11 protein-coding genes are annotated in these 12,556 nt (G+C 45.6%); 1 reads left to right on the forward strand and 10 read right to left on the reverse strand.

Going from position 1 to position 12,556, the window contains the following annotated elements; translation table 11 throughout:
• From secDF to V7Q33_RS11535, 7 genes are all read right to left on the reverse strand, one after another.
• Positions 1–2,966: protein translocase subunit SecDF (gene secDF, locus V7Q33_RS11505; RefSeq protein WP_333819931.1), on the reverse strand; the 2,966-nt coding region annotated here is incomplete at its 3' end.
• Between the two features lie 91 nt (positions 2,967–3,057).
• Entirely contained in the window at positions 3,058–3,414 is a 357-nt protein-coding gene (locus V7Q33_RS11510) for a hypothetical protein (protein WP_331982543.1), read from the reverse strand.
• A gap of 72 nt (positions 3,415–3,486) precedes the next feature.
• Entirely contained in the window at positions 3,487–4,116 is a 630-nt protein-coding gene (locus tag V7Q33_RS11515) for a uridine kinase family protein (protein ID WP_331982545.1), read from the reverse strand.
• A 107-nt stretch (positions 4,117–4,223) separates the two neighbouring features.
• Complete coding sequence (locus tag V7Q33_RS11520; protein WP_331982547.1) at positions 4,224–4,808, reverse strand: non-canonical purine NTP diphosphatase; 585 nt, start codon at positions 4,806–4,808, stop codon at positions 4,224–4,226.
• On the reverse strand, positions 4,805–5,728 hold the full coding sequence (locus V7Q33_RS11525) for an FKBP-type peptidyl-prolyl cis-trans isomerase (RefSeq protein WP_331982549.1): 924 nt from the start codon (positions 5,726–5,728) through the stop codon (positions 4,805–4,807). Before V7Q33_RS11525 ends, V7Q33_RS11520 begins: the two co-directional genes overlap by 4 nt.
• 33 nt (positions 5,729–5,761) lie before the next feature.
• Positions 5,762–6,661: an FKBP-type peptidyl-prolyl cis-trans isomerase gene (locus V7Q33_RS11530; RefSeq protein ID WP_331982551.1), complete on the reverse strand. Its 900-nt coding sequence runs from the start codon at positions 6,659–6,661 to the stop codon at positions 5,762–5,764.
• Positions 6,662–6,709: 48 nt separating this feature from the next.
• Positions 6,710–7,729: a DHH family phosphoesterase gene (locus tag V7Q33_RS11535; protein WP_331982553.1), complete on the reverse strand. Its 1,020-nt coding sequence runs from the start codon at positions 7,727–7,729 to the stop codon at positions 6,710–6,712.
• Between the two features lie 212 nt (positions 7,730–7,941).
• On the opposite strand from V7Q33_RS11535, the gene V7Q33_RS11540 reads away from it, so the two are divergent.
• Positions 7,942–8,361, forward strand: a complete 420-nt coding sequence (locus V7Q33_RS11540; RefSeq protein WP_331982555.1) for a nucleoside-diphosphate kinase — start codon at positions 7,942–7,944, stop codon at positions 8,359–8,361.
• An 83-nt stretch (positions 8,362–8,444) separates the two neighbouring features.
• Here the strand turns inward: V7Q33_RS11540 and V7Q33_RS11545 are convergent, their stop codons facing one another.
• The 3 genes from V7Q33_RS11545 to V7Q33_RS11555 form a co-directional block, all read right to left on the reverse strand.
• Complete coding sequence (locus tag V7Q33_RS11545; RefSeq protein ID WP_333819933.1) at positions 8,445–9,956, reverse strand: amino acid permease; 1,512 nt, start codon at positions 9,954–9,956, stop codon at positions 8,445–8,447.
• A 178-nt stretch (positions 9,957–10,134) separates the two neighbouring features.
• Positions 10,135–10,818, reverse strand: a complete 684-nt coding sequence (locus V7Q33_RS11550) for a lipoprotein signal peptidase (RefSeq protein ID WP_333819934.1) — start codon at positions 10,816–10,818, stop codon at positions 10,135–10,137.
• Positions 10,819–10,900: 82 nt separating this feature from the next.
• The coding region (locus V7Q33_RS11555; protein WP_333819935.1) for a DUF5915 domain-containing protein at positions 10,901–12,556 on the reverse strand (1,656 nt) is incomplete at its 5' end.

Here is a 12,556-nt window from a genome sequence, read left to right on the forward strand (position 1 = left end):
TTGCCTGCTGCAACTTTGTTATCCGGTAATTTATCATCTTTAGAGAAGTCAACCAGTACAGGTGTACCGATACACAGTGAAGAATACGTACCGATCAATACACCGATCAACATCGCGAACGTAAATCCGCGAATCGTCTCACCACCGAATACGAACAGGATCAACAATACGAAGATCGTAGACATACCGGTAATAAGCGTACGGCTAAGGGTATCGTTCAAGGCATTGTTTACAACACTCGCTGTATCTTCTGTGCTCTTCTTCATCGCGAGGAATTCGCGAACGCGGTCAAACACCACCACACTGTCGTTGATCGAGTAACCAATCACCGTAAGGATTGCAGCCACAAACGACTGATCAATCTCGAGGCTGAATGGCATAATGCCTTCCAGCAACACGAAGAGCGAAAGCACCACCATTACCGTGTGGAACAGGCTCACCACGGTACCCAACGCAAACTGCCATTTTCTGAATCGGATCAGGATGTAGAGGAACATGAGCACCACCGCTACCATCAACGACCAGATGGCCGATACTTTAATATCGTTCGCGATCGTAGGTCCTACTTTATAGAAGCTGAGTATAGTGGCTTTGTTGCCGCTGAATTTGGCAAGACCTGTTTCGAGCTGCTTTCCGGCATGCACCGTTGCTTCGTCTGAATCGTCATCGATCAGATAGCTGGTTGTAATTTTATATTTAGTATCGCCACCAAAAGTTTTCACTTCCGGAGCTTCGCCAAATGCTTCGGTCAGGCTCTCGCGAACCTCTTTAGCGGTAACCGGTTTTTCGAAACCGATGATGTAGGTACGACCACCTTTGAAGTCAACACCATAGTTGAATCCTTTTATCGATACCATTACGATACCCGCAACAACAATCGCTGAAGAAATGGTATAGTATATCTTACGGTTACCAATGAAGTTGATGTTGATACTGCGGAACAGGTTCTTGGACCAGCTCATAGAGAAGTTAACCTTCTTGCCTCTGCGGATATAGTATTCGAAAATAACACGGGTAAAGAATACCGATGTAAAGAACGAACAGAGGATACCGATGATCAGCGTTACTGCGAAACCATAGATCAGACCAGAACCGAATGCCAGCAGTACGAAGCCTTTGATAAGCGTAGTAACGTTCGAGTCGATAATGGCTGTGAACGCATTTTTATACCCCGCACGAATAGAAGTGTCGAGTGTTTTACCTGCGTTGAGGTCTTCCTTCACGCGCTCGTTGATCAACACGTTTGCATCCACAGCGATAGCGAGCGAGAGAAGTATACCGGCAATACCAGGCAGTGTAAGCGCTGCGTTGAGTGAGGCAAGTATACCCAACAGGAAGATCAGGTTCAGGATAACGGCAAGGTCAGCAACCCAACCCGATGCGTTATATACCACCAGCATGAAGAAGATAATGATGAGGAAACCCACTACGATAGAAATCATACCGTTACGGATAGATTCCTGACCCAGTGTAGGTCCAACAGAAGATTCTTCAACGATCTTGGTAGGAGCTGGAAGTGAACCAGCCTTCAACACGTTGGCAAGATCTTTAGCTTCTTCGATGGTGAAGTTACCGGTGATTTGAGAGTTACCGTTTGGAATCTCGCCGTTTACAGAAGGTGCAGAATATACTGCGTTATCAAGCATGATGGCGATTCTGCCTTTCGGGCTCTTGCTCGCTGCTTCGCTTGTCCATTTTGCCCAAACACGTGTGCCGGTTGCGTTCATATTCATGCTTACTGCCGGGCGGGCAAATTGATCCAGCTCGTTGCGGGCATCGGTAATTACTTCGCCGGTAAGCTTGGATTTACCATTGCGGCCTATATCCAGGAAGAATAATTCGAGCGATTCCTGTGTGCCTACCAGTTCAGGTTTGTTAGCCCAGTATACACCTACGTTGCGCGGAAGTACATTGCGGATATCTTGTCTTTTGAAGATATCATTGATCGTAGCCGTGTCTTTAATAGCATAACGGAAAGATCCGGGAGGTGAGCTAAGTGCGAAGAGCGGAGATACATTCAGATTCTGAAGTGAATCCAGTCCTTGTGTCTCTTTTGCAGTAGCAGTTGTATCGCTTCCGGTTTTTGTGCTGTCACCTAACAATGACGACAGATCTTCTGATCCGCTTTTTGCAGCTGGCTCACCGCTCTTTGCAGTAGTTGTTTTGGCAGCCTTCTGTTCTTTTACCAGTATTTCATTGATAACCAGTAATTGATTATTCAATGTGTTGGGCTCAATAACATCCCAGAACTCCAGGCGGGCAACACCTTGCAAAAGTTTACGCACGCGCTGTGGGTTATCAGCACCCGGTATCTCTACCTGAATTTTACCACTGCCCGGCAAACGCTGAATGTTAGGCTGCGATGTTCCGAACTGGTCAAGACGATTGCTCAGGATAGTGAAAGAACGATCGATAGCGCTTTCAATTTCCTGATCAACAATGCTGATCACTTTGCTGTCATCATCGTTCGTAGCAATCTTACCGCGTGTAGATGCATTCGCAAATATAGAGGCAAGTGGCTTGTCAGGATTTTCAGCGCGGTATGCTTTAAAGAATAATGAGCTGAAGCTGCTGCGACTGTTCTTCTGTTCAGCAGTTGCCGTGCGCAGAGCTTTAACAAAAGACGAATCCTGGCTGTTGCCGGCAAGGCCTTTAATGATGTCTACCGGAGAAACTTCCAGTGTTACGTGCATACCTCCCTGAAGGTCGAGACCAAGGCTAAGCTCATAGTCTTTTACTTCTTTGTATGTATATTCTGCAACACCGAACAGGTTATATACCGGTGTATTCCAGATAGAATCAAGGTATGCCTGTTTTTTGTTAAGATCAATTTTACCGGAAGCGTCTGTAGCGGCAGCCCTGGCATTTTGCTGCACATTGTACGACACGACCGTAAACGAAAGGTAGAAGAAACACAGCAGTGTAACGACTACCGAAAGAAAGATTACGAGTCCTCTGTTTTGCATATAGTTGGTTAAAGTAAAATGCGTGAATAAAAAAAGAATACAAGCCCGGACGAACGACTGCATCCGGTTGGGAAATCAGGCAAGTATATACTTAGGGCGCGTTCGGGGAGATAATGTCCTCGAAGAGTGTTTGAAAGAACCTGCTTAATGGGAGCGAAACACTGAAATCATGTTCCTCTGTTTTTTCTTCCTCGAACAGGATTTCGAAGAGACAGAATATTTCCTGGTTGAACTCCACGTGCGTGGAGGAGGGCAGCGTACTGGAAGGAAGGGTTATAAACGCCCCGTCAGACGACTGGTCATTATGCTGCTGATGCTCTGTTTTAACTTCTTTTTTGGCAGTATGATGGTGTGCCTCAAAATAGAAAAGCTGTGATACAACAATCACCAGGGCCGTAAAAATGCCGGCTATAATGGTTCCCGTCTGTATGCGTGCTTTTCTGGTCATCAAATAATAAGGGAGACAAAAGTAGGCATTTGGCCGTAATGTACAAACCGGCTGATGCACAGCCCGATACTTTTACAGGACCGCAGCTGTTACCCGCGATTTTAATGCCCACGTAATCAGGTCCAGGGCTCGTTCAAAGTGATTATTGTTGGGAATCACGATGTCGGCCTGGTGCTGCAGGGGTTTGATCAGCGTTTCGTAGATCGGCATTACGTGGTACTGATAGCGATACAGAACATCGTCCAGATCGTAGCCACGCTCCTCATTGTCGCGTCTGATTCTGCGACTGAGCTTGAGGTGATCTTTTGCTTCAATAAAAATCTTCAGGTCGAGCTCCCGCTCTATCTCCGGAAAATATTGCACAAACAGCCCTTCAATAATCAATAGCGGAGCAGGCCTGAATTCCAGTATAGATGCCTTTGCCTGTGGGTTGTTAAAGGTATACTCCGCTTTTTGCAGCGTTTCTCCGTTTTTCAGGCGGAGTATATCGTGGTATAGCTTTTCACGCTCGATGGAGTCTGGAAGATCGAAATTCTGAATGCCCTTTTCATCGGTCATCTGCAGATCGCGCGGTTTATAATAATGATCCTGCGAAATGAGGCAGATTTCATCCGGCTTGAACCGTTGCGAAAGATTTTTGAGGAAATAAGTTTTTCCGGAGCCGCTTCCGCCTGTGATGCCAATGGTGTATATAGGTTTCATAAAAATCCGGATGTAAAATTACGAATCATCCTCAATCTGGTATAATAAAAAAACCTCCGGAGCCCGGAGGTTTTTTATTGCTTCAACAAAATGATGTAATGTGTGAATCAGACCGTTCTGTTTCTAAGATATTCAGCCAGTTTCTTTACGGCGATAGCCCGGTGGCTGAGCTGATTTTTTTCTTCCAGCGTCATTTCAGCAAATGTTCTGCTATGACCCTCCGGAACAAATACCGGATCGTATCCAAAACCGGAAATGCCCTTTTTATCATGGATGATCTCACCGCGGATGATGCCTTCAAAAAAAACCGGCTCTGCTTCAAGGCCAACGAGTGTAATTACCGTACGGAACTGTGCTCTGCGATTAGTATCGTTGCGCAGGTTCTGCAGTAACAAGGCAATGTTATCGTCACTGTTTCGGTGTTCGCCAGCATAACGGGCCGAGTATACGCCCGGTGCACCGTTCAAAGCGTCCACCTCAAGGCCGGTATCATCAGCAAAACATGCTACGTGAAAATGATCGTAAACGTACTCGGCCTTTTGAAGAGAGTTGCCTTCCAGCGTGGTGCGCGTTTCGGGCAACTCTTCATAACATTTTATATCTGCTAAACTTATGATGTCAATCTTTCCGCCAACTACATTTCTGATTTCTTCCAGCTTATGCTTGTTGTTGGATGCAAAACACAATCTCATTGTACGTCTGTTACCTCTATTTGAGCAATAAGGTTGGCGTTAGACGGAATTACCAGCGAGCCTGATGAATCGCGGGCTCCATTCGTTCCGAAACCAAGACCAGACGGAATGAACAAAGTCATTTTAGAGCCTTGTGTTAACTTCATCAGACCAATTGAAATACCTTGTACATAATCTACCGGGCGACTATAAAAAGTATCGCTGGGCTTTTCTGCTATAGAAGCTACAGAAGCATTTGGTGCAGAAAGCAGGTAGTAAGTTAAATTGAAAGTTACTTTCGAATACCAGGTTATTGCCGGGCCAGTGCCTTGCGATGTAATGGCGTACCAGAGACCCGTAGAATCTTTCACCGCATTGGTAATATTGTTGTCTTTGATATACTTGGCAATAGCCGTGGTGTCTGAAGTAAGCTGTGACTTCTCTGCGGTAGTAAGCGATGTTCCGTTAAAAATAACATTGAACTGCAGCGTAGCATTGCCAGGTATACTTCCCTTGCCACCAGTACCATAGGCCCAATACGATGGTATGTAAAGTGTAGCCTGCGTTCCTACGGGCAATTTCAAAAAGGCAAGTTGCCATCCGGTTACCAGGCCTGCGAGCGAGGTGTTCACATTACCCTGGTCGAATACGGCACCATCCGGAAACAATTTTCCGATATAGTCTACATCTACCGGAGAGCTTGAATTTCTAGCGGGAAGTCCTGTTCCGAGTTTTGTGATTTCCATCCGGATGCCGCTCGGGTCGGTAATCGCATCTTTACCGGTACTGGACAGATATTGGTCGATCGCCTTAACTTCTTTTTCTAACTGAATGTTTGGATCCACTATGTTATTGTTAGATGAATCGAGACATCCGTTTAAACCGACTGCGGCACAAACCAACAACGCGGCTCCAATCAATCTTCTTGCATTGTTCATCATTTTATATCAGGGTTAAAATTCTATTTGCAAACGCTATTTGCAACTCCTCGTTTCAGGATCATACGTGTCTGCTGTTCCGAAAAGCTTCACATCGAAGATGAGAATTGAATTCGGAGGTATAGCACCAGGATATCCCTGAGGACCGTATGCCAGGTGTGAAGGAATATAGAAGGTAGCCGAGTCGCCTACACCCAACATTGGGATACTATATTTCCAGCCCGGTATAACCTGAGTTAATGAGAAAGTCATCTTGTTATTCTTGTCGAAAGTTTTTTCGTCTTTCAGGAATTTACCTTCGTAGCTTACTTCCACGCAGCTTGTAGCCGATGGCTTCTTGCCGCCATTGGATGAGTGGATGATATAATGTATACCACTTGTATCCTGTTGTGTTTTGATATTCTTTTCGGCCAGATATTTTTCAATAAGCTTGGCGTCTTTTGCTTTCTGGTAGCCCTTGCGCTTAGCAGTGTGCTTCGCCATGAATTCAGGATACTTTTGTTGTTCGATGATGTCTACAACGTGAAGGGTAAGCGTTACCGCGCGCGTAGAATCTACCTGTGGAGGCAGTGGACCGCCCAATACATCCTTAAAGAATTCTTTTGCCGGACGGGTAAGCGTTACGCTGTCGGTTCTGGAGAGCATGCGGAACATTTGCAAAGCACCGATCTCAGAAGCCAGGGCACTGCTGTCTTGAATTGGAAATACACCCGGAGCACCGGTATCGTAGGTATCCATCCATACAGAGTCTTTCGAATCCTTCATTACGTAATCGAATATTATCAACTGGCCAGGCTTCGGCTTAATGCCATCACCTGATTTTACTACCAGGAATTTAAAACCGTTAGGAGTTGCTTTTTCTTCTGATGAATTCTTGCACGCAGCGCAAAGCAGCAGCAAGCCGATCATCACATTCGCGAGTTTAGTCATGTTCATGATTAGACAATGATTTAGATTATAAAGTTGGAATTGGTTAAACACTTTTTAGTTTTCTTCGGCCAGCAGTTGTTCTTTATATTCTGGCAAAATGCTCAGAAATTTCTCGAGCGTCTGCTCCAGCGACAGTTTGGTTTGTCCGCCGGATGCGTTTCGATGGCCACCACCATCAAAATATTTTCGGGCCATGTCGTTCACAGAAAAATTACCTAACGACCGGAACGACAATTTTATATTCTCTCTTCGATCGGAGATTAATACTGAGAGTTTAATGCCTTTTATAGACAGCCCGTAGTTTACAAAACCTTCCGTATCGCCAGTTTGCGAGCTGAAATTTTTAAGCTCTTCGGCCGTAAGCACGATATAGGCTGTTCTATACTCCGGAAGCACTTTTAATTTCTGGCTCAGCACATAGCCCATGAGTCGTAAGCGCTCAATGCTATTGGTATCGTATATCTGCTTGGAAACTTTGGATGGATTAGCGCCTAACGCCACAAGCTCGCCCGCAATTTGAAATACTTTATAGGTAGTGTTGGAATGTCTGAATCCACCGGTATCAGTCATGATGCCTGCGTAGAGACAATTGGCAATATCCTGATCGATGAGAGACTTATCGCCCAGCTCATCGATGAGTTGGAATACGAGCTCGGCTGTAGAAGCGGCAGTGCCATCCCATTGTTCGAAGTCTGCAAATTGTTCCGGCTCCAGATGATGGTCGATCAATACTTTTTTGGCGGTTGACACGCGCACAAATTCGCCCAGGTCGTTAATGCGATTGAGGCTGGAAAAGTCGAGGCAGAAAATAGTATCGGCTTCTGCAATCAGTTGCTTTGGTTTCTGGGGCTTCTCTCTCTGGAAGATCACCACGTCTTTATTGCCCGGCATCCAGGTAATAAAATCAGGATAGTCGCTCGGTGTTACAACGGTTACCTGGTGCCCTTTCTTTTTGAGATAACCGGCAAGGCCCAGGGATGAACCCAACGCATCTGCATCGGGTTTGAAATGCGTAACGATGATCACCTTCCGGGGTCTGTTCAGATATTCTTTAAAAGCCGAGATGTTCTGCATAGGCAGGGTAAAAACAAGGGGCAAAAATGGGTAAAAAATCTTGATAGTACACGGTCGCGTGATGCGAGTGGAGCGTGAATGATCTGTTAAATAGTGATCTGTCGTAACCGGGTAGCCACCGCACTGTAAAGTTTTTTTCTATTTTTGCGGCCGTTTGCAAGGAATTGCCTTGCAGCGAGCATGTTAAAGAAGATTAAAACTTAAAAATGAATATGGCGACCAACAGAACTTTTACGATGATCAAACCCGATGCCGTTAGCGCAGGGAACAGCGGAGCAATAACAAAAATGATTGAAGAAGCAGGCTTCAGAATTGTGGCGATGAAAAAAACCAAGTTAAGCCCTGAGCTTGCAGGTCAATTCTACGCGATCCACAAAGAGCGTCCTTTCTTCAAAGATCTTTGCGCGTATATGTCATCCGGCACAATCGTTCCAATGATCCTCGAAAAAGAAAATGCAGTAGAAGATTTCAGAAAGCTGATCGGTGCAACAGATCCAAAAAAAGCAGCGCCAGGCACAATCCGCGCCCTGTTTGCTGAGTCGATCGAAGCAAATGCTATTCACGGTTCTGACAGCGATGAGAATGCAGCGATCGAAGGCAGCTTCTTCTTCTCACAGTTTGAGCAGTTCTAAGAATTTTTCAGAAGTTTTAAGCATCAAATGAAAGAGGCTTCCATCCGGAAGCCTCTTTCTATTTTTACAATGTTATGAGTAACCTACGATTTCTTTCGAAGGTTGCTGTTGTTCTTGCCATAAGTGAAGTAAACCACAAGGCCGATAGCCATCCATACAAAGGCAACGGTGAGGGTTTGTGCATCCAATGCAACAATCATCGCCGCGCAAATCAAAGCACCAAGAATTGGAACAATCGGGAAATAAGGCGAAGACAATGGTGAGCGGAATGGACGTTCAATGTTTGGTGACTTCACACGAAGGATCAATACGCCAATGCTTACCAGAACGAATGCGAATAAAGTACCGAAGCTCGTAAGATCTCCCGCAACGTGACCGGGTACAAACGCAGCAAACAGCCCCACGAAAACAAAAAGAATCCAGTTCGATTTGTAAGGCGTTTTAAACTTAGGGTGCAGTTCGCTGAATACTTTCGGGATCAATCCATCACCGCTCATGGTATAGAACACACGGCTCTGTCCAAGAAGCATCACCAGGATTACTGAAGAGAAACCAGCAAGGATAGCGACTGTTACGGCAGTAGCCAGCCAGTCATATCCAGGCATGTAGCTGTGGATTGCATAGGCAACGGAAGCTTCACGTCCTTTTTCGGGATCAACAAAGTCCTTCCAGTTGGCAACACCTGTTAACACGTGACCGAAGAGAATATAGAGGATGGTACAAACCACCAAAGATCCAAGGATACCGATTGGCATATCGCGTTTCGGATTTTTTGCTTCCTGTGCAGCAGTGGATACGGCATCGAAACCGATAAACGCAAAGAACACGATAGCTGCACCACCAAGAACACCGCCCCATCCGTGCTTGAATACACCGGAATAATCAGCGAGTACTTTTCCTGCAGAGTCTGTTACAGCAGGTGTTCCTTCAGGAATGAAATAAGGTGTGTGATTAGCAGGATTAATGAACTTCCATCCTACAACAATAAAGATCAAGACGATACTCACCTTGATGAATACGATGATCGCATTTACAAATGCCGACTCTGATGTGCCCTTGATGAGGAGTAAGGTAAGCAACAGCAGTATGATGAGTGCTGGTGCATTGACAATCCCCTGATGCACTACGCCTGCCGAATCTGTATATCCCTCGAACGGTGAGTGCGACCACGCATAGGGTATCCCGCCATGCAAGAGCTTGTTGAGATATTCACTCCAGGCGATAGAAACCGTTGCTGCACCGAGGGCATATTCCATAATGAGTGCCCATCCGATAATCCATGCGACAAGTTCGCCCATGGTTACATAACTGTATGCATACGCGCTACCTGCGATTGGAATCATCGCCGCAAATTCTGCATAGCACAATCCGGCGAAAGCACATCCCACGGCTGCTACAACAAAAGAAAGGGTTACAGCAGGACCCGCAGCCTGGCCTGCAGCTGCAGCGGTTCTTACGAATAATCCGGCACCAATAATGGCCCCGATCCCGAGCGCAACAAGATTGGTAGCCCCCAGCGTACGCTTCAGTCCCTTTTCAGACTCGCTGGCCTGGGCGAGTAATTGCTCCAGGGGCTTAGTGATAAACAAACTCATGTATCTTCTTTAGGTTAAGGTGAAAATTAGGTTTTAAGGTTAATAAGTCGAGCCTAAAAGTAAGAAGAATAATCAATTTGGCTAACGCGTATTAGTAGGCGTCAGCCAAATATATGATGTATGGTATATATATTGGAGAGATATCAACCGATGGAAATACTGCGTACCGTAAATGCTTTCAGGACGGTTGTGAGGAATCGCCTTGCTTTTCAATTACCGTTTCATCTTTTCGATCTGCAGGAAGTTCTTCTGCCGATGAAACTGGTATAGCTTCGTGTATGTGTTCACCGAAAAATCTGCGTTGAAACAGCAGAATGATAACCACGCCTACGAAAATAGATGAGTCTGCAATGTTAAATACAGGGCTAAAAAACAGGAAATAGTCTCCGCCAACATACGGCATCCATTCCGGCCAGGTAAAATCAAACAGCGGGAAGAAAAGCATATCGATTACTTGTCCGTGAAACCATGGTGTAGGCGAGTTAACAGGTTGGTTGTGCAGAAAAACTCCGTAGAAAGTACTGTCTACCACGTTTCCTACCGCACCACCGAGAATCAGCGCCATACACCACAAGAAGCCAACATGGGCATTTTTCTTTGCCATCTTTACCAGGTAATATCCTATACCCACCATAGCGGCAATGCGAAACACGGTAAGTGCAAGTTTACCAAATTCATTATTCCAGCGAATGCCGAACGCCATACCGGGATTGAGCAGGTAATGCAGCTTGAATCCGAATTGTTCATTACCGATAACGGTTATCTCCTGGTGCAGGTACATATAGTGATGCACCATTAACTTGGAAGCCTGATCGATGAGGATGATAACGAGGGCGAGGAAAAAGTACTTGTAAATTTTCATTAATGGTTCGCAGTTGTCAGGTTACGATTCACAGTTTAGGTTCTGCCCGCAACGAGAGGAACCTGAACTGCGAACCCGCCAATTATCTCTTAACACTTATTTTTACTTTCAACATAAACTCGTCCATATCTACCGGGGTAGCGTCGGCGACATTCTCTTTTAACTCCAGCGAAAGCGCCTGTGTTTCGGTGCTGATATAGTCTTTAAATTCGGTGAGCGCTGCCGTTACAACTTCTCCGTCTTTCTCTACTTCAATACCAATCTTGTCCAGCACTTCAAGGCCCATGTCTTTGCGCAGATTCTGCACCCGGTTTACGAAATCGCGGGCTATACCTTCTTTCTTCAAATCGTCTGTAAGCGTAATGTCGAGTGCTACGGTTACACCCGCTTCGCTGGCTACAGACCATCCCGGTATATCTTCTGATGAGATGAGCACATCTTCCAGCACCAGGTCAAAGCCACCTTTGGAAAGGGTGCCTTGCTTTTCGATTGCTGCTATATCTTCTTTTGTAAAACCGTTGATTACTGCCGATACTTCTTTCATCTTCGGCCCGTACTGTTTGCCAAGCTTGGCGAAATTTGGCTTCACCTTCTTTACCAACACTCCGGATGTATCGTCTATATATTCAATAGCTTTTACGTTTACTTCGGCCAGTATAATTTCTTCTACCGATTTGATGCGCTTCGCGAACGAATCATCAAGCACGGGCAGCAGGATGCGTTGAAGCGGTGTGCGTACTTTAATCTTCGCGTTTTTGCGAATAGAGTGTACCAGTGAACAGATCTTCTGTGCATACTCCATAGATTGCTCCAGCTCACTATCCATACGCTTCGTTTCTGCTTTTACAAGGTCTGTTAAATGTACAGATGCATGGCGAAGCGGAGTATTGTTAGCAACAGCCTTATCGCGAATGTTCTCGGTTAAATTTCTATAGAGCCACTCGCTAAAAAACGGAGCGATGGGCGACATAAGCTGACCTATTACAAGTATACATTCGTACAGTGTTTCGTATGCAGCTTTTTTATCGGTGCTCATTTCACCTTTCCAGAAGCGCTTGCGGTTGAGGCGCACATACCAGTTGGAGAGATGATCGTTTACAAAATCCTGAATAGCGCGGGCAGCGCGTGTAGGCTCATACTCTTCATACGCTTTTGTTACTTCAATGATCAGCGTTTGAAGTTTAGAAATAATCCAGCGATCGAGGTGCGTAAGCTTTTCATACGGCACAGTATTCAGTTCATCTTTTACAAAGCCATCGATGTTAGCATAGAGCGCGAAGAAAGAATACGTATTTTGTAAGGTGCCGAAGAACCTGCGCTGCACTTCGGTAATACCATCGAAGTCGAACTTGAGGTTATCCCAAGGTGGCGCATTCTCAATCATATACCACCGAACTACATCCGGTCCGTATTTATTCAGTGTCTCAAACGGATTCACCACGTTGCCTTTGCTCTTCGACATCTTGTTGCCATTCTTGTCGAGCACAAGGCCGTTGGAGATTACGTTCTTGAAAGCAACACCACCGTTGTGCACTTTTTTATTTACAGCCTGTATCTCACTGCTGCTGTCATTAATCATAACAGCAATAGCATGCAGCGTAAAGAACCATCCGCGTGTCTGGTCTACGCCTTCTGCAATGAAATCTGCCGGGTAATTCTTTTCGAATACTTCTTTATTCTCAAATGGATAATGCCATTGTGCATACGGCATCGCTCCGGAGTCGAACCACACATCGAT

This window comes from Ohtaekwangia sp., assembly GCF_036786105.1.
Taxonomy (GTDB): domain Bacteria; phylum Bacteroidota; class Bacteroidia; order Cytophagales; family Cyclobacteriaceae; genus Ohtaekwangia.

Coding starts and splice junctions, on each gene's coding strand:
- V7Q33_RS11515 (WP_331982545.1), bottom strand. CDS start 4,116: ATGAAACCTATATACACCATTGGCATCACAGGCGGAAGCGGCTCCGGA.
- V7Q33_RS11545 (WP_333819933.1), bottom strand. CDS start 9,956: ATGAGTTTGTTTATCACTAAGCCCCTGGAGCAATTACTCGCCCAGGCC.
- V7Q33_RS11510 (WP_331982543.1), bottom strand. CDS start 3,414: ATGACCAGAAAAGCACGCATACAGACGGGAACCATTATAGCCGGCATT.
- V7Q33_RS11520 (WP_331982547.1), bottom strand. CDS start 4,808: ATGAGATTGTGTTTTGCATCCAACAACAAGCATAAGCTGGAAGAAATC.
- V7Q33_RS11530 (WP_331982551.1), bottom strand. CDS start 6,661: ATGAACATGACTAAACTCGCGAATGTGATGATCGGCTTGCTGCTGCTT.
- V7Q33_RS11540 (WP_331982555.1), top strand. CDS start 7,942: ATGGCGACCAACAGAACTTTTACGATGATCAAACCCGATGCCGTTAGC.
- V7Q33_RS11550 (WP_333819934.1), bottom strand. CDS start 10,818: ATGAAAATTTACAAGTACTTTTTCCTCGCCCTCGTTATCATCCTCATC.
- V7Q33_RS11535 (WP_331982553.1), bottom strand. CDS start 7,729: ATGCAGAACATCTCGGCTTTTAAAGAATATCTGAACAGACCCCGGAAG.
- V7Q33_RS11525 (WP_331982549.1), bottom strand. CDS start 5,728: ATGATGAACAATGCAAGAAGATTGATTGGAGCCGCGTTGTTGGTTTGT.